The sequence below is a fragment of the Halomonas sp. McH1-25 genome (assembly GCF_022348165.1).
Taxonomy (GTDB): domain Bacteria; phylum Pseudomonadota; class Gammaproteobacteria; order Pseudomonadales; family Halomonadaceae; genus Modicisalibacter.
Map to the genome: position 1 here is coordinate 259,173 of NZ_JAKRFI010000005.1, position 16,606 is coordinate 275,778.

The 16,606-nt window shown below is 58.8% G+C and carries 14 protein-coding genes and 2 tRNA genes; 9 read left to right on the forward strand and 7 right to left on the reverse strand.

The window, feature by feature from the left end; genetic code table 11:
• Position 1 precedes the first annotated feature (1 nt).
• Positions 2–349 (reverse strand): succinate dehydrogenase, hydrophobic membrane anchor protein, encoded by a 348-nt coding sequence (gene sdhD / locus MHM84_RS14750; protein WP_239267117.1) that lies wholly within the window; start codon positions 347–349, stop codon positions 2–4.
• Positions 343–720, reverse strand: coding sequence for a succinate dehydrogenase, cytochrome b556 subunit (sdhC, locus tag MHM84_RS14755; protein ID WP_239267118.1), 378 nt, complete (start codon positions 718–720; stop codon positions 343–345). The genes sdhD and sdhC overlap by 7 nt, the downstream gene beginning before the upstream one ends.
• Before the next feature lie 428 nt (positions 721–1,148).
• Between sdhC and gltA the strand changes: the two genes are divergently transcribed.
• A complete protein-coding gene (gene gltA, locus MHM84_RS14760) occupies positions 1,149–2,438 on the forward strand; it encodes a citrate synthase (protein WP_239267119.1) in 1,290 nt (429 codons plus the stop codon).
• Positions 2,439–3,093: 655 nt separating this feature from the next.
• Here gltA and MHM84_RS14765 read toward each other — a convergent pair.
• From MHM84_RS14765 to MHM84_RS14780, 4 genes are all read right to left on the reverse strand, one after another.
• A tRNA-Glu gene (locus MHM84_RS14765) sits at positions 3,094–3,169 on the reverse strand.
• Positions 3,170–3,194: 25 nt separating this feature from the next.
• Positions 3,195–3,270 (reverse strand) — tRNA-Ala (locus MHM84_RS14770).
• Positions 3,271–3,385: 115 nt separating this feature from the next.
• Complete coding sequence (gene gltX / locus MHM84_RS14775) at positions 3,386–4,864, reverse strand: glutamate--tRNA ligase (protein WP_239267120.1); 1,479 nt, start codon at positions 4,862–4,864, stop codon at positions 3,386–3,388.
• Between the two features lie 96 nt (positions 4,865–4,960).
• Positions 4,961–5,872 carry a LysR family transcriptional regulator gene (locus MHM84_RS14780; RefSeq protein ID WP_343218291.1) on the reverse strand — a complete coding sequence of 304 codons (912 nt, stop codon included), beginning with the start codon at positions 5,870–5,872 and terminating at the stop codon, positions 4,961–4,963.
• Between the two features lie 465 nt (positions 5,873–6,337).
• Between MHM84_RS14780 and MHM84_RS14785 the strand changes: the two genes are divergently transcribed.
• From MHM84_RS14785 to dusA, 5 genes are all read left to right on the forward strand, one after another.
• Positions 6,338–7,936 (forward strand): SLC13 family permease, encoded by a 1,599-nt coding sequence (locus tag MHM84_RS14785; RefSeq protein WP_239267122.1) that lies wholly within the window; start codon positions 6,338–6,340, stop codon positions 7,934–7,936.
• 433 nt (positions 7,937–8,369) lie between these two features.
• Complete coding sequence (locus MHM84_RS14790; RefSeq protein ID WP_239267123.1) at positions 8,370–9,011, forward strand: helix-turn-helix transcriptional regulator; 642 nt, start codon at positions 8,370–8,372, stop codon at positions 9,009–9,011.
• Between the two features lie 82 nt (positions 9,012–9,093).
• Complete coding sequence (locus MHM84_RS14795; RefSeq protein ID WP_239267124.1) at positions 9,094–9,300, forward strand: hypothetical protein; 207 nt, start codon at positions 9,094–9,096, stop codon at positions 9,298–9,300.
• Between the two features lie 275 nt (positions 9,301–9,575).
• Positions 9,576–10,124: a hypothetical protein gene (locus MHM84_RS14800; RefSeq protein WP_239267125.1), complete on the forward strand. Its 549-nt coding sequence runs from the start codon at positions 9,576–9,578 to the stop codon at positions 10,122–10,124.
• A gap of 789 nt (positions 10,125–10,913) precedes the next feature.
• A complete protein-coding gene (gene dusA, locus MHM84_RS14805) occupies positions 10,914–11,960 on the forward strand; it encodes a tRNA dihydrouridine(20/20a) synthase DusA (protein ID WP_239267126.1) in 1,047 nt (348 codons plus the stop codon).
• A gap of 31 nt (positions 11,961–11,991) precedes the next feature.
• Here the strand turns inward: dusA and MHM84_RS14810 are convergent, their stop codons facing one another.
• Entirely contained in the window at positions 11,992–13,017 is a 1,026-nt protein-coding gene (locus tag MHM84_RS14810) for a succinylglutamate desuccinylase/aspartoacylase family protein (RefSeq protein ID WP_239267127.1), read from the reverse strand.
• 129 nt (positions 13,018–13,146) lie between these two features.
• On the opposite strand from MHM84_RS14810, the gene MHM84_RS14815 reads away from it, so the two are divergent.
• From MHM84_RS14815 to MHM84_RS14825, 3 genes are read left to right on the forward strand one after another with little or no spacing between them, the layout of a single operon-like run.
• Complete coding sequence (locus MHM84_RS14815) at positions 13,147–13,893, forward strand: sulfite exporter TauE/SafE family protein (protein ID WP_239267128.1); 747 nt, start codon at positions 13,147–13,149, stop codon at positions 13,891–13,893.
• 32 nt (positions 13,894–13,925) lie between these two features.
• The gene (locus MHM84_RS14820) at positions 13,926–14,999 is read left to right on the forward strand and encodes a glycosyltransferase family 4 protein (protein ID WP_239267129.1); all 1,074 of its coding nucleotides are present in this window, start codon (positions 13,926–13,928) and stop codon (positions 14,997–14,999) included.
• A gap of 56 nt (positions 15,000–15,055) precedes the next feature.
• On the forward strand, positions 15,056–16,603 hold the full coding sequence (locus MHM84_RS14825) for a cation:proton antiporter family protein (RefSeq protein WP_239267130.1): 1,548 nt from the start codon (positions 15,056–15,058) through the stop codon (positions 16,601–16,603).
• Positions 16,604–16,606 lie beyond the last annotated feature (3 nt).

The window sequence follows — 16,606 nt, forward strand, 5'->3', positions numbered from 1 at the left end:
ATCAGGCTCCCCAAAGAACTTGAACGCCCCACACCAGAAAGATGAAGATGGCGAGGATAATGGCGATTTGAACGGCGAAACGGATACCGGTCGGCTTGATGTAGTCGGTGACTACGGTCCACAAACCGATCCAGGCGTGCGCCGCCAGTGAAAGGAAAGCCAGCAGAGAGAAGATGCGCATCCATGTCTGGTCGAACAGACCGCGCCAAGTAAGATAGTCGAGATCCGGCGCGAACAGCAGATAGCCCACCATGAAAATGGTGTAGAGCATCAGAATAATTGCCGATACTCGCTGAATCAGCCAGTCTGACAAGCCACTACGGCCGAAGTTAGTGATGTTGGTTACCATACCCAGACTCCCGCCAGGACCACCAGGACCACGCTAGCCACAATGGTGATTTTCGTATATTGAACTGCAGCCTCGAGTTCGATGCCGAAGTCGAGATCCATCAACAGGTGGCGCACGCCCGCTGCAAAGTGGAACGCCAGAGCGGACAACAGTCCCCACGTCACCAGCTTGGCGAAGAAGTTATGCTCGAGCGCATCACGTACGGTGTCGAACCCTTCGGGTGAAGACAACGAGGCATCCAGCGCCCAGAAGAGGAAGATCAGACCAACGAAGAGGATGACGCCGGTAATACGATGGGTAATTGAGGTCAGTGCTGGGAGTGGAAATTTTATTGTGGAGAGGTCGAGGTTTACGGGTCGTTTGCTATTCACGGCACTTACACACTCTCTTGGCCCGCTCTGCATGCTATCGGGCTAAGCCCGAGCGGGCGGTGGTTTGAAGAAGGGCCTCGGCGGTCCTGCCAAGTGACACGACCGAATCCCTTTCCCGCCAGTCGTGCGGGGAAGATTATAGGGACTGGACCTAGGTATGACAAATCGTTACCGCACTTTTGCGACCTTAGTGTTACCCTCGGTAACACCCCTACTCAACGTGCTAAGCTATGCTGCAGTGCGCTATAACTTCCTTGCAACCCCTTCGAAACAGGGTTCGAGCCCTGCCGCGAACACCAACGATCAATTGACAATTGTCTTGTCGTTCCTATAGTGGGCGAACCTTAGTGGGCGAACCTTTTTGCGCCAGGCTGGTAAGCAAGACAACGACTTACGTACAGAATGCGATAACGAAGAAGGAGGCCGACATGGCTGACAGAAAAGCGAAGTTGACTGTAGAGGGGCTGGATAAAACCATTGAATTCCCGGTCTATTCCGGCACAACCGGACCCGATGTCATCGACGTGCGCGGCCTCACCGCCGAGGGCTTCTTCACTTACGACCCCGGATTTGTTGCCACTGCTGCCACCGAGTCCGCCATTACCTATATAGATGGCGCCAATGGCGTTCTTCTGCACCGCGGTTACCCCATTGGCCAGCTGGCCGACCATTCCAACTACGTTGAAATGAGCTACCTGCTGCTGTTCGGCGAACTGCCTACCGACGAGCAGTACAAGGAGTTCGAAAAGACCGTTCGTTACCATACGATGGTTCACGAGCAGATCGCCAACTTCTACAAGGGCTTCCGTCGCGATGCCCATCCGATGGCGATCCTGTGCGGCGTGGTTGGCGGCCTGGCGGCGTTCTATCACGACCATTTGGACATCACCCGCGAGGAAGACCGCTATATCAGCGCCATTCGCCTGATCGCCAAGATGCCGACCCTGGCGGCGATGTCCTATAAGTACAACATCGGCCAGCCGTTCAACTATCCGCGCAACAACCTCAATTACGCCGAAAACTTCCTCTACATGATGTTCGGCAACCCGGCCGAGGAATACGTGATCAACCCGGTGTTCGCCAAGGCCATGGATCGTATCTTCATGCTGCACGCCGACCATGAGCAGAACGCCTCCACCTCCACGGTGCGCCTGGCCGGCTCCACCGGCGCCAACCCGTTTGCCTGTATCAGCGCCGGTATTGCCGCCCTGTGGGGACCGGCACACGGCGGGGCCAACGAAGCCGTACTCAACATGCTCGACGAGATTGGCGACGACTCCGAAGAAAACATCCAGCGCTTCGTCGATCGCGCCAAGGACAAGGACGATCCGTTCCGTTTGATGGGCTTCGGCCACCGCGTCTATCGCAACTTCGATCCGCGCGCCAAGGTCATGAAAGAGACCTGCGACGAGGTTCTCGGCGAACTGGGCATGGCCGACGATCCCAAGCTCAAGATCGCCAAGCGTCTGGAACAGATCGCCCTGGAAGATGAGTACTTCATCGAGCGCAAGCTTTATCCGAACGTTGATTTCTATTCCGGCATCATCCTCAAGGCCATCGGCATTCCAACCAACATGTTCACGGTCATCTTTGCCGTGTCGCGCACTGTCGGCTGGATTTCCCATTGGCACGAGATGATCAGCGGAAGCTACCGCATCGGCCGTCCGCGCCAGCTCTATACCGGTTACACCGAGCGCGACTACCCCACCAAAAAATAACGACGACACATCATTGCTAAACGTCGGGCCGCCTCAAGGCGGCCCGATTCGTTTCCGGGGGTTCTCCCCTACTGTTGCCACCGTCTAGACCAACGGCCTGGGAGCCCCTTAGAAGGCTTCTTGAGTTCAGACAGCAGCCACCTGCCTGCCGTCCTCAACCGCCCCGCTCTTGGGGTGCAACCGAGCCGCTGCGGCAGCGAGCCGGACGCACTGACGAATATCGTGGAACCAACGTATCCCGCGTAGAGACTGTCCGACCCTTGCTTGACCGAGCACCTTCGCCAGAGCGCCTTTTCCACCTCAAGAACCCCCGACTTATGCACTTCAAATCGTTTTCCACACTTTCTGTGGATAAACCTGTTAAAAACCTCTCAAGAACGTCTTCTAGTCGCCATGAATAGCGGCCTGGCGACAAATTGGCTAATTTTTAGCCAAACATAAGTTATTGATTATTAACAAAAAGACAGGGAAACGCACAACCACGGGCTTACTGGGAAATCTATACACAAGATTCCCTGAGGCGGCCCCGGCATGGGGAAAACTTTAGAAAAATGTCAACCCTGCTTCGGTGTAATCACATACTCAAGCATGAAAAAAACCATGCTTGACATTAACGAAGCAATGTCAGGTCAATGATCGAGAAGGGAAAAGAAAGTGGCGTCCCATAGGGGGTTCGAACCCCTGTTACCGCCGTGAAAGGGCGGTGTCCTGGACCACTAGACGAATGGGACGCAAGAAATGCGCTTCGCGAGATATTGGTGGAGCCTACCGGGATCGAACCGGTGACCTCGACGCTGCCAGCGTCGCGCTCTCCCAGCTGAGCTAAGGCCCCTTGAACCGCTGTCTCTCTCGCGAGAACGGGGCGTATATTACTGATTCCCCGAGCTTTCGTCAACAGGAAATTTGGGGCAGGCTACGCCATCTCGCAGCCCACCGCCTTGACCCGCTTATAGCTCGCGATACTCTTTCTCGAGCTTCTTGGCCTGCTTCTTGGAAACGCCGCCCAACACCTCGACGGCATGACGTAGACGTGCGCGCGTCATGTCGGAGCCGAGGATGGCCATGGCATCCATAACCGATGTAGAGGTCGCCGATCCGGTGATGGCGATGAACACCGGCGCCAGGAAGGCTTTCATCTTCATGTCGAAGACGCCACTGAGCAGTTTGACCTCGGACAACAAGCTTTCCTTGTCCCAACGAGTCACTCCCTCGAAACGCCAGATCAGGAACTGCAAGAGCTTGACCAGCTCATCGCGTTCGAGTTTGACGTCGTCGAAGCTCTGCGCATCGATGCGCGGCAGCCCGGCGAAAAAGTGGCCGGCCAGCGGCATGACGTCGGACAAGGTCTCGATACGCGGACGCACCTGCGGAAGAATCTCGCCGATGTAGCTCTCGTTGAAGGCCCAGTCGCGCAGTGCTTTGAGAAGCGCGGCGTCATCGAGATCCTCACGGATGTACACGCCGTTGAGCCAGGTCAGCTTCTCGAGGTCGAACACCGGCCCGCCCAGCGATACACGCTGAATGTCGAAATGCGCCATCATCTCGTCGAGCGTGAATTTTTCCCGCTCGTCGGGCATCGACCAGCCCATGCGCCCCAAGTAATTGGTCACCGCCTGCGGCAGGAAGCCCATACGGCGATAGTAATTGATCGAGGTCGGGTTCTTGCGCTTGGAAAGCTTCGATTTATCGGGGTTGCGCAGTAGCGGCATATGACAGAGCTGCGGCATTTCCCAGCCGAAATACTCGTAAAGCAGCTTGTGCTTGGGCGCTGAGTTGATCCACTCCTCGCCGCGCAGGACATGGGTGATGCCCATGAGATGGTCATCGACCACGTTCGCTAGGTGGTACGTGGGCATGCCATCCGATTTGAGCAGGATCTGTGCATCGACCTGGGCCCAGTCGACCTCGATAGTGCCTCGTAGCATGTCCTCGACGGCGCAGGCGCCTTCAGCGGGCACATTCATGCGTATGACATACGGCATGCCTTCGGCCTCGCGACGCTTGACCTCGTCCTCGGACAAGGCCAGGTCGGCCGGCTTGAGCGCCATCTGGAGCCCCTCGGCCTTGCGTGCTTCACGCAGCTCGTCCAGTTCTTCACTGGTCCGGTAACACTTGAAGGCATGACCTGCATCGAGAAGCTGACGAGCATACTCGGCATAGATATCGCCGCGTTCGCTCTGGCGATAGGGACCATGCGGGCCACCGACATCCGGGCCTTCGTCCCATTCCAGCCCCAGCCAGCGCAGCGAGTCGAGGATCATCTGCTCCGACTCGGCCGTAGAACGTTGCCGGTCGGTATCTTCAATGCGCAGGATGAACTGTCCGCCATGCTGGCGCGCAAAGCACAGGTTGAACAAGGCGATGTAAGCGGTCCCGACATGCGGATCGCCGGTCGGCGAAGGTGCGATACGTGTGCGTACGGTCATGGTTTCCGTTCCGTTGGCTCAAGTGTTGGGCGGCATTATACGCACCTAGCCCTATCCCATCAGCCGCCAAGCACCACTGGGAAGTGTCTTGGCGAGCTACAAGGCTAGGTGTTCACGAAACCAGTCGGTGATGAAGTCCAGATAGGCGCGGGTCTTGTCGGGCAGGTACTTACGCGAGCGAAATAGCACCAGCATGCTGCCATGCTCGTTCCAGTAAGGCTGCAGAAGCGGCACCAGGTCACCGCTGGCCACGGCGGCTCGAGCGGCAAACGTCGGCAGGTAGGCCAACCCGAAACCGGCCTTGGCAGCTTCGACGACACCCAGCAGATTATTGATGACCAAGCGTGAGCTGGGTTCGATATCCAAGGGCTGGCCGTTCAAGGAAAACCGCCAGTGCGCGCCCAGATCGTAGTTGCCATAGAAGACGCTATCATGCTGGACGATATCGCGCGGATGCACGGGATGTTCGGCACGGGCCAGATACTCTGGTGACGCGTAGAGCCCGTAAACCACCTTGCAAAGAGGTCGGGAAACCAGGCTCGAGGGTGGCATGGGCCCCATGCGAATGGCCAGATCGACCGAGTCGTCGATCGGTTCGAAACGCTGATCCTCGAGCAATAACTCTACCGCCACATCGGGATAACGGCGCATGAACGCCGTGGTCGGAGGCGCCAGGTACATGAAGCCGAAACTGACCTGCGCGCTGACCTTGAGCTGCCCTCTCGGCCTGGCCGTGACCGACTGCACCTGCGCTTCGGCAGCGGCCAGTTCGTCACGGATACGCAGGCCATGCTCGTAGTAGATCTGCCCGGCTTCGGTCAGGTGCAACGAACGTGTCGAACGGTTGAGCAAACTGACGCCCAGTTCCTCTTCCAACGCCGCGACACGCTTGGAGGCCAATGACTTGGAAATCCCCAGACGACGGGCTGCTGCCGTGAAGCTTCCCGCTCGCACGACCTCGACAAAGACTTTCAGCGCATCCAGGGTAGTCAGGTAGCACCTCCCGATTAAGTTTCCAAAGAGGAAACACTAGTTTTCGATTGTAACCACTTATTCCGCAAATAACGACTGCCTATACTGCAGCCACTCTTGAAGAAACACCTCGGTGTCTCCTCGAGAGCCACCATGGGCACTTATGTGCCGGTGGTGCCTTCAGTGCATACGCTTGAGCGCCAAAGGGCTGTTCGCCTGAGCAGCCGGCGCGTTTTTTCTTCTTTCATGACTTTCGCAATGCCGCGAAACGGGCAGTCCTGAGTGGCTTTTCTCCCTCTTTACTTCAAAAGCGTTGCAGGAATCCCATCAGCACCCTAGGCGTGCAAAATCAATGACGGCTGCCGCCTCGTCGTTACCCGGCAAAGCATTTCAGGTACATCAGGATCAGCGCTGGTGTCATCAAGGCACACGAGTATCGCTTACAGCAGGCCCTGGTCCACAGCTTGGACTAGCATGAATGAAAAATGGGGAGGCTTGATAATGGCCGAACAGCACCGGGCGGACAGTGAACATGAAGACTCGTCCGAAGGACAAAGCCCCGGAGGATCTTCCAAGACGCTATGGGCTTTACGCGCCTTCGGGTTGATTGCTGCCCTGACGGTATGGATCGCCATGGGCTTCGCCGAAGGGTTATCGTCGGATGCACGCTGGGTAGCCACAATCGCCACCCTAATGGCAGTCTGGTGGATGACGGAGGCGATCCCGCTTTCGGCTACCGCCCTGCTGCCGATCGTACTGATTCCAATGCTAACGGAACGGACCGTCGGTCAGGCCACGGCACCCTACGCCAGCTCTATTGTCTTTCTGTTTCTCGGCGGCTTCTTGATCGCCATCGCGATGGAGAAGTGGAACCTTCACCGCCGTATCGCGCTTTTGACGCTGACCCGAGTCGGGGTAGAACCGAAGCGGATCGTGCTCGGCATGATGCTCGCCACGGGGTTCCTGTCGATGTGGGTCTCCAACACTGCAACGACATTAATGATGTTGCCGATCGGGCTCTCCGTACTCCGCCTGGTGGCAGAGCGTAGCGGTGAGTCCTTGGCAACGGCTTCCCCTGGACATGACCATCACCGGGCCGGCCACGTCGACTTCATTTTCGACGATAACATCAAACGCTTCGGCGTCTGTCTGCTGCTGTCGATCGCTTGGTCGGCGAGTATGGGCGGCCTCGGCACCCTACTCGGTAGCCCACCGAATGCCATTGTCGCTGGCTACGCCGCCGACGAGCTAGGCCGGACTATCGGTTTCCTCGAGTGGATGATGATCGGCGTGCCACTGGCCTTCACCTTTATCCTAGTGGCCTGGGTACTGCTGACGCGTGTGCTCTATACCTTTGACATCGCTGAGATTCCTGGCGGCAAGGAAATGATCGACAACGAGATCCACAAGCTCGGCCCGCTCAGTCAGGGCGAGAAGATGGTAATGCTCGTTTTCGGCTCTGCAGCGTTCCTTTGGGTCGTGCCTGGCGTGCTGGCCAATATCCCGGTAGTAGGGGATCGGTTGGGACCATTCGGCGAACTCGATGACACCGCCATCGCCATAGCCGCCGGCATAGCGATGTTCATCCTACCGGGGAGAGGCCGCAGTGAGATGGTGCTAACGTGGCAGGACGCTGAGAACGGGCTGCCCTGGGGAGTATTGCTGCTGTTCGGTGGCGGCTTGAGCCTCGCCGGTGCGGTTGCGGGTACCGGCCTGGATAGCTGGTTCGGCGAACAGATCACCGGTCTCGAGGTGCTCCCGATTCTGCTGCTAGTCGCAGCCGTAACCACGATCGTACTCTTCCTCACGGAAGTGACTAGCAATACAGCGACGGCCGCGACGTTCATACCCGTGCTTGGGGGCGTCGCGGTCGGCATTGGCGCCGACCCAATGACGCTGCTCATCCCAGCGGCCTTCGCCGCAACCTGCGCCTTCATGCTACCAGTCGGTACTCCGCCGAACGCCATCGTCTTTGGCACAGGTGCGGTCACCATTGCCCAGATGGCGCGGGGCGGCTTCGTTCTAAACATTGTTGGGATCGTCTTGATCACCGCCTTCTGCTATATGCTTGGCGGTTTTGCGCTCGGATTACAATTCTGATGACATCGAAGATTGGCGGGGGGACGCTGCTGTTGGTTCCGGCCAGCTTGTGCAGAGCGAACTCTGCCTCCAGCCTTACTCCTTTCATGCTGATCAGGTGAGCTTTATATTTTCGCCTCGCCCCTCTTATTGATTGCGCCTTGCGTTCATATATGCGTCACTTACGTACTATCAGCCGTGTACGCTTATTTCCCGCTGCCACTGCTGGCAAGCCATAATTATAATGACACCAGGATGCTCCGGTGTTTGGAATGGTCCGCTAACGCGAACCTTCGGTACAGGGATCTGTCAACCGAACCATTAAAGCGCGATTGCTCGTCCCAGCATGATGATGCTGTCTAATTATCGTGTTTTCAGGACGGCGCTTAATCCGAAACAAACTTCGGTAGCGTAAAGCTATGCTATCGCGTTCACGTCAAGGCGAGATGCAACGATGGATGCATTGGGATCCCGCATAAAACAATTGAGACTGACGGCTAAACTGAGCAAAGCCGCTCTGGCCAGACGGGTCGGCGTTTCCGATGTCACTATTTCCTATTGGGAGTCGGGCACGATCCGACAGATTGGTCATGAGCGTCTTGTCGCGCTGGCCGAAGCGCTCGACTGCACGCTGACCGACCTATTGCACGACACGCCTCCCCCTCCTCCGCAACAGTGTATCTTGCACATGCAAGTGCGCCAGCCTGCCCCCTGGCTTCATCACGGCACGATATCTGCCCCACCACTCGATGGCCTGCCTGTGCCGGAATTGACGAGAGATTGCCATCTCGTAACGCCTGGGCACGGTGAAGCTTTTGACTTTCTCGCCGAGGGCGACTTGGCAGCGGTGCTTCCCCTTAGCGACTTCTCCCATGATGGACTGTATTTGCTCGAACATTTGGGCAAGTTGACCATCCGTCACCTGAGCCTCACCGAGAATGGGGATGTACAAATCAGTAACGAGTCAGCACACGTGGAAACGGTGCCTACCGATGCGCTTCCGTTCCGCCTGATTGGCCAGATTCGCGCTCGCTGGAAGCTGGTGGAGAACAAAGAAGTTCACGCAATCACGCCGGAACCGGCGCCAACGGGCTGAATCGGCTGTAGCCTCGACTTGCGTCCCTCCCAATGCCTTCCTACGTTGCATAAGTGAAACGATAATCAGGGAGGTACTTGCCATGCCCATGCTTTTCGACAGTTATGAAGCAGCCAGCGACTGGTATTCCACCAGCGATTACAAGGAGATGGAGTGGTACGACGGCTTCGAGGAGGAACAACTCATTGAATTCGCCTACAGTAGCGGCTCCGACTACGACGGAGAGGATTCGTTGATCGCTGCCTTTCTCCGAGAGCAAGGAGAGGAGCCGGAAGACTACGGCCTTTGAGATTTACGCCGTCCAATACAGGCCCGGCCATGGCCGGCTGGGCCTTTCTCAACGCTACTCAGCCTGCGCATGCAGCTTGTCTTCGCATTATTGCTAGATTTCCAGGTCAACCCGTGCCCAACATATCAACGACTGCATCGTAACAAAGTAAAGTTTGATGTTTCTTGGAGACAATTCACCTCCTCTCCTCACTCTACAGTAGGCTTTCTATTATTAACTTGTAAGAAATTAGCGACGCTGACGATATCTGCGCTTACTCTCTGCCAGGAAGCGGTATGATGGTTATTGCAAACTCACCACAACCTCAAGACCCCATCATGGATGAAGGTAGCCAACGCTCAGCCAAGCTAAAACATCAGAATTCGGGTGGTGCAGGCATCGGCAGTGAATGCGGAATAGCGCCTATAACGATTCATAGGCGGGACATTCATCGCCAGTGTCGGGATGCACATTGCCGGCAATGGCTTGCTGGGTTGCCGCCACGCGTTGCTCGCTGTGTTCTCGCCAACGGCTTCGAATCCCGTGAAGCCGTCACAGAGGCCTTCCTACACGGACTGTTCGAGCCAGGCAGGACACCTGGCATCGGCAAGCAAGCTTATGCTCAGATTGCCGCATGGCTTGGCAGAACGCCTATCCCACCCCTGGACGACAAACCCAAGTGCATCGCTGTTACGCTAGCGCCAGAGACCCAGGCGGCCCTCAAACGACTCATGCAATACGACGAATCTCCTCAGGCCGCTATCAATCGTGTCATTGTCGAGTCCGAGCAGCTTGTCCAGGTGGAAAAGCGCAGCAAGAAAGGCCGGGGCCCATATGATGCTTGAGTATGCGTACAATACCGTACGGCCCAAATAAAAGAAGCCCGGCCTTGATAGGCCGGGCTTTTCGTAGCGCTAAATCGCGCCCTGCATCCCTGCAGTTCATCTACGAGAATCCTTCTCGGGCATCCTTGGTTCGTCGAGCATCCTTGCTCGGGTTCCTTTGGGCCACTCCATGCTCACGGCGACAATATCGCATGGATTTGCACGCGGGAAATTAATCAAGATTACGAAATAACGTAGGTTATTTCTTACAAAAAACGTAAGCAAAAGACGACGTAGACTTGAGACAAAGACTGCAGAAGAGGCAAAAACCCCGACAGTGCCGGGGCTTTCTGCATGACGTTGAAGGCGAGACGACCCCAAGGGGGACGATTAATGAAGACGTCATCCAAATACCATACCAAGCTACCCTCTTCGGCTAGCGTCTGAAAAGCCACCTATTGTGAGGCTATTTCTTCAGCGGCATCGCCATGCCATGCGGGGGTTAGCTAGGGCGGACTCCCCTCCTGGCCGGGTCGGTTGATAACGATACTGGCTTGCGGCAGCCGTGTTCGTTTCGCTCGGCGCAGTACCGATCACCAAATAGCCTGTGCAACATTGAGTCGCGGAGTCAATGTATTCGAGCAATGCGGATTCGTGCGAGGTATGAGAAACTGCCGCCCCTTTATTGGGCACTTGCGTATCGTTGCTCCCACGCTCCGCCTTGGTACCAAACCGAAGCGCCGCCAAGTACCAAAATAGTACCAACAAGCTTCGCAAAACCTATCCAAACCACTGTAGATATGAACAGTTATGGCAGATAAATCAACCGCCACGACCCGCATGAATACTGGCACCGCGCGGCCTGCGCTGGATAGGACGTTCTCCGTCGCGCCGATGATGGACTGGACGACACGCGACTATCGCGTATTCGCCAGGATCCTCACTCGTCATGCGTTGCTTTATACCGAGATGGTCACGACTGGCGCCATCCTGCACGGTAGCCCGCGGGCTCGCTTTCTCGGCTATGACGACACCGAACATCCGTTGGCATTACAACTGGGCGGCAGCGATCCTGGCGAGCTGGCCGAATGCGCAGCCATTGCCGAGGCGTGGGGATATGACGAGGTCAATCTCAACGTGGGCTGTCCTAGCGACCGGGTGCAGAACAACCTGATCGGCGCCTGCCTGATGGGCCATCCTGCCAAAGTAGCGGATGCAGTTCGCGCCATGCGGGAGGCAGTCTCGATTCCCGTAACGGTGAAGTGCCGGATTGGCATTGACGATCAGGATGAAGACGCCGACCTGGAGCAATTCATCGCCCAGGTGGCCGATGCCGGCTGCAGTACGTTCATCGTGCATGCTCGCAAGGCGTGGCTGCAAGGGCTGTCGCCCAAGGAAAACCGTGACGTACCGCCGCTCAATTACCCGCGCGTCTACCGTCTGAAGACGAGTCATCCCGAATTGCACGTCGGCATCAATGGCGGGATCAAGACACTCGATGACAGCCGAAACCACTTGCAGCACGTCGACAGCGTGATGATCGGCCGCGAGGCTTATCAGAACCCTTGGTTGTTGGCTTCGGTCGACGAAGCATTTTATGGCCAGCCGGGACCGGCACGTACACGTCACCAGGCAGCCTGGACCCTACGCCCTTATATCGCCCGCCGCCTCGAAGAAGGCGCGCGCCTTAACCACATTACGCGCCATCTGCTGGGCTTGTTCCAGGGCTGCCCCGGCGGGCGCCGCTTCCGGCGGCATCTGTCCGAACACGCCCATCGCGACGGCGCGGGGCTGCAGGTATTCGACGATGCACTCGGCCTGGTTCCCGAGCCGGGGCGTCAGTTCCTCGATGCCTGAGCCGGTTGCGCAAAATAGCCAACCCGGGTCTCTAAAGATCCGGTGTCGGCTCGTAATCCGACTGGAACGACTCCACCGCGTTTTCGGCTTCCTCGATGGCATCGAAGCGGGCCACATGGAACAACGCCTCGCCTTCATTGGCCAATGGCAGGTTACTCATGCCGATGACGATGCCATCGGCATTGGCCACGATTTCGTCTTCGGAATTGCCAAACGGGTCGGCCACCACGCCCAGAACCTGTCCCTTGGCAACGCGAGCGCCGAGCCGGGTTCGCGGACGCAGGATGCCGTCGATAGGTGCTCTCGCCCAGCTCGAGCCATTGGCGACTTCGGCTGCCGGCGGCTGGCTACGCCGACGACTGGCGGCGAGCATGCCCAGATGACGCATGACGCGCAACACGCCACGTACACCGGGGGCAATGGCCCACTCATCGAAGCGTAGCGCCTCGCCGGCCTCATAGGTCAGTACCGGCACCCCCCGGCTTTGCGCATAGGCACGCAGACTGCCTTCGCGCAGTTCCGCGTTGAGTATCACCGGCACGCCAAAGGCCTCGGCCATGGCGGCAGTCTCGCTGCCCTGCTGTAGCTGGGCACGGATCTGCGGCAGGTTGGTGCGATGGATGGCCCCGGTATGCAGATCGATGAGATGAGTCGCCTGGTCGGCGATCTCCTCCCTGAATAGCGCTGCGACCCGCGAGCCCAGCGATCCTGCCTCGCTGCCGGGGAAACAGCGGTTGAGGTCGCGCCGGTCGGGCAGGTAACGGGTATGTTGAACGAAGCCAAAGACATTGACGATCGGCACGGCAATCAATGTACCGCGCAAGCGCCGGATCGCCGAGGAACGCAGCAGACGACGCACGATCTCGACGCCGTTGATCTCGTCACCGTGAATTGCACCGCACACCAACAGTACCGGCCCAGGCTGCCTACCATGGACGACCTCCACGGGAATGTGCAGCGGCGCATGAGTGTAAAGCTTGGCAACGGGTACATCGATCTGGGCGCGCGAGCCCGGCGCTACTCGTACACCGGCAAGTTCGAAAGGGGCTCGAGCCATGAGTCACCTCGTGAGAAACAGTGTTTTCGTTTATACGCGGCTCGCCGGCCAATGGCGAGCGCAGCCAGCCATCGATTGGCACCCCTGGTAAGCTACGACCCTCTTACCGCACTCGCAAAAGGACTTGGCATGTCCCTTCCCGATTACTCGCCCCTGGCCTGGATGCTGATCGTACTGTCGACCTTCCTCACCGGCATTTCCAAAGGTGGCTTCGCCGGGGGATTCGGCACGCTGTCGGTGCCGCTGATGGCGATCGCCATCGGGCCGATCGAAGCGGCGGGACTGCTCTTGCCGCTGTTGTTGACGATGGATGCCTTGAGCGTCAGGGCCTGGTGGGGATATCAGGACAACGCCGAGGTCAAGCGCCTGCTGCCGGGGCTCGTGGTCGGGGTGCTGGCGGGTACGTTGTTGATCGGCACACTGGACGAAAACTTGATCCGTCTGGTGCTGGGGGGCATCGCCCTGCTATTTGCCGTCTACATGCTGCTCAAGCCGGCCGTCTCGCGCCCCATCAGCGCCTGGTGGGCCTTGCCTGCCGGGGCCGGCTGTGGCTTCACTAGTTTTCTGGCCCATGCCGGTGCGCCGCCGATCAACCTCTACCTGATTCCACGTCGGCTGCACAAGGAAACCTTCATCGCCACCTGCGTGGTAACCTTTGCGGCAGTCAACCTGATGAAGCTCGGCCCCTATCTGTGGCTTGGCGAGGTCAACCTGACCAGCGCCAGCGCCTCGTTGTTGCTGGTGCCTGTCGCCTGGGCCGGTGTGCGCAGTGGCCTCTGGCTACAGCATCGCGTCAACGAGGTGCTGTTTTACCGGCTGATCATCGTGGCCATGGTGATTGTCGGCATCCAATTGATCGTCAAAGCGCTTGGCTAGGACCGGGCACCCTTTTGCTAAGGAGAGCGAATATGCCGAAACTGACTTTCATCGTGGCCGGCGACCCCGCCCAACTGACCGGTAGCCATGTCTACGACGCCCGTGTCGTCGCCGCCCTTCGCGAACAGGGCTGGCAGATCGATGTCATCGGCCTGGATGGACGCTTTCCCGAACCCGACACCAGAGCGACCCAGGCACTGGAGTCGGCGCTTGCCGCACAGCCCGAGGGTGCCAGTGTCATCATTGACGGCATGGCCATGGGCGGCTTGCCCGAAGTCGTCGCCAAGCATGCCACGCGACTCGATATCACTGCGCTAGTGCATCACCCGCTGGCGGACGAAACCGGCCTCGACGATGCACAGCGAACCCGCTTCACGATCAGCGAGACCCGAGCGCTCGCCGCTGCCAACCGCGTCATTGCCACCAGCCCGTTCACCGCCCGCCGGCTGGCCGATTTCGAGGTCCCCGCGGAACAGGTTTTCGTCGTCGAGCCCGGCGTGGAACCGGCTCCTCTGGCAGCCTCGGTCGAGCGACCGTCCGCCGGTCGTCAACGGTTGCTGTGCGTAGCCACGCTCACGCCCCGCAAGGGCCACGATGTGCTGGTCGATGCCTTGGCTCAGCTCAGCGAATTCGATTGGCAATGCGAGTGTGTCGGTGGGCTCAAGCACGACCCTCGCCACGCCGAGGCCATCGCTGCACGCATCCGCGACAAGGGGCTCGAAGACAGGATCCACCTGGTGGGCGAGCGCGCCGCGGAGGCGCTGAGCGAATCGTACGACCAAGCCGATCTGTTCGTGTTGCCTTCGCATTACGAAGGCTATGGCATGGTGATCGCCGAGGCCGTGAGTCGCGGCCTGCCAGTTATCACGACCACAGGCGGCGCCCTGGCCTATACCTTGCCTCGCGGTGCCGGCATCGGCGTCGTGCCCGGCGACTCTCAGGCGCTGGCCGAGTCACTGCGTCAGTGGTTTACGGATGCCACCCTGCGTGAACGTCTGCGCCAGGGTGCCCGGCAGGCCCGTTCCTCGCTGCGCTCATGGTCGGATATCGGTCGAGCTTTCGCCACGGCGCTGGCGAGCCCGCCTCGCCGGCACCATCCCGACTGAAGCCATCAACGCAACGCCACGTTATCCTCGGCATCTTATCGTCTTCGGAGTCGCCCATGCTGGAAGTCATCTGCCTGTCCTTCGCCTTCGTACTCGGCCTGATTGCGCGCGCCTGCGGGTTGCCTGCGCTGATCGGCTTCCTGACGGCAGGTTTCTTGATCAATCCACTGCAGGACATGCTGCACCTGCCCCACTCGACGCCGGAGATTCTCGATCACGTGGCGCATCTCGGTGTGCTGCTGCTGTTGTTTACCGTGGGCCTGAAGCTCAAGCTCAAGAGCCTGGTACAACCGGAGGTCATCGGTGGCGGCCTGCTGCATTTCGCCGTCACCGTCGGGGTGTTCGCCCCCGGTCTGCACTGGCTCGGTGGGATTGCCTGGGCGAACGCCCTGATTCTGGCCATCGCCCTGGCCTTTTCGAGTACCGTCCTGTCGGCCAAGAATCTGGAGGCACGTCGCGAACTGCGCGCCTTTCATGGCCGGGTAGCGATCGGCATTCTGATCGTTCAAGATCTCATCGCCCTTTTCGTGCTGGCCTTTTCGGTCGGTCAGGTGCCTTCGCCCTGGGCGCTGGGTCTGCTTGCCCTGCCTCTGCTGCGTCCGGTGATGCACCGCCTGATCGATGCCAGCGGTCACGACGAACTGCTGCTTCTGATGGGCCTGGTACTGGCTATCGTCATTGGCGGGGCCGGCTTCTCCGCTCTCGGCCTGTCCGGTGAAGTCGGTGCCCTGGTGCTGGGTGCACTGGTCTCGCAGCATCCGCGGGCTCAGGAACTCGGCAAGTCGCTATGGGCGTTGAAGGAACTGTTTCTGGTCGGCTTCTTCCTCAAGATCGGCATGTCCGGCCTGCCCGACTGGCAGTCGTTCGGCTTTGCGGTAGCCTTCGTTCTCTTGCTACCGCTCAAGGGCCTGCTGTTCTTCTTCCTGCTCATTCTGTTCCGGCTGCGCGCGCGCAACGCTTTCCAGACGGCAGTCAACCTTACCAGCTATAGCGAGTTCGGCCTGATCGTTGCCGCAGCGCTCGTTCCCGACGCATTGGTCGGCCTGGCGCTGGCCGTGGCGCTCTCGTTCCTGGTCGCCTCCCCCCTGCAACGCTATGCTCACGATCTCTATGGCCGTCTGGAACCTCGCCTGAAACGCTTCGAGACACATACCTGGCATCCCGACGAGCAGCCGGCCTCGCTGGGCAATGCCAAGGTATTGATCATCGGCATGGGTCGGGCCGGTACCGCGACCTACGACCGGCTCAGCGAGGACGACATCCCGGCCATCGGCATCGATGCAGACCCCAGTCGGGTCACCAGCCATACCGCCGCCGGGCGGCGCGTCGTCTACGCTGATGGCGAGGACATCAGTTTCTGGAACAGCATCGACCTGAGCCAGGTTCGGGCGGCAGTCTTGTCATTACCCGATGCCGAGTCGAAGGTGTTCGCGACACGCCAGTTGCGTAGCCACGGCTTTACGGGGGCCATCGTTGCGCATAGCCTTTATGAGGATGAGGCCGAGTCGATCCGCCAGGCGGGTGCCGACCAGACCTACCTGACCATGCATGAAGCGGGTCTGGGCTTGGCCGAGCATGTTCGTCACGGGCTCAACCTCACGTGATAC

Coding starts and splice junctions, on each gene's coding strand:
- sdhD (WP_239267117.1), bottom strand. CDS start 349: ATGGTAACCAACATCACTAACTTCGGCCGTAGTGGCTTGTCAGACTGG.
- gltA (WP_239267119.1), top strand. CDS start 1,149: ATGGCTGACAGAAAAGCGAAGTTGACTGTAGAGGGGCTGGATAAAACC.
- gltX (WP_239267120.1), bottom strand. CDS start 4,864: ATGACCGTACGCACACGTATCGCACCTTCGCCGACCGGCGATCCGCAT.
- MHM84_RS14785 (WP_239267122.1), top strand. CDS start 6,338: ATGGCCGAACAGCACCGGGCGGACAGTGAACATGAAGACTCGTCCGAA.
- MHM84_RS14790 (WP_239267123.1), top strand. CDS start 8,370: ATGGATGCATTGGGATCCCGCATAAAACAATTGAGACTGACGGCTAAA.
- MHM84_RS14795 (WP_239267124.1), top strand. CDS start 9,094: ATGCCCATGCTTTTCGACAGTTATGAAGCAGCCAGCGACTGGTATTCC.
- MHM84_RS14800 (WP_239267125.1), top strand. CDS start 9,576: ATGATGGTTATTGCAAACTCACCACAACCTCAAGACCCCATCATGGAT.
- dusA (WP_239267126.1), top strand. CDS start 10,914: ATGGCAGATAAATCAACCGCCACGACCCGCATGAATACTGGCACCGCG.
- MHM84_RS14810 (WP_239267127.1), bottom strand. CDS start 13,017: ATGGCTCGAGCCCCTTTCGAACTTGCCGGTGTACGAGTAGCGCCGGGC.
- MHM84_RS14815 (WP_239267128.1), top strand. CDS start 13,147: ATGTCCCTTCCCGATTACTCGCCCCTGGCCTGGATGCTGATCGTACTG.
- MHM84_RS14820 (WP_239267129.1), top strand. CDS start 13,926: ATGCCGAAACTGACTTTCATCGTGGCCGGCGACCCCGCCCAACTGACC.
- MHM84_RS14825 (WP_239267130.1), top strand. CDS start 15,056: ATGCTGGAAGTCATCTGCCTGTCCTTCGCCTTCGTACTCGGCCTGATT.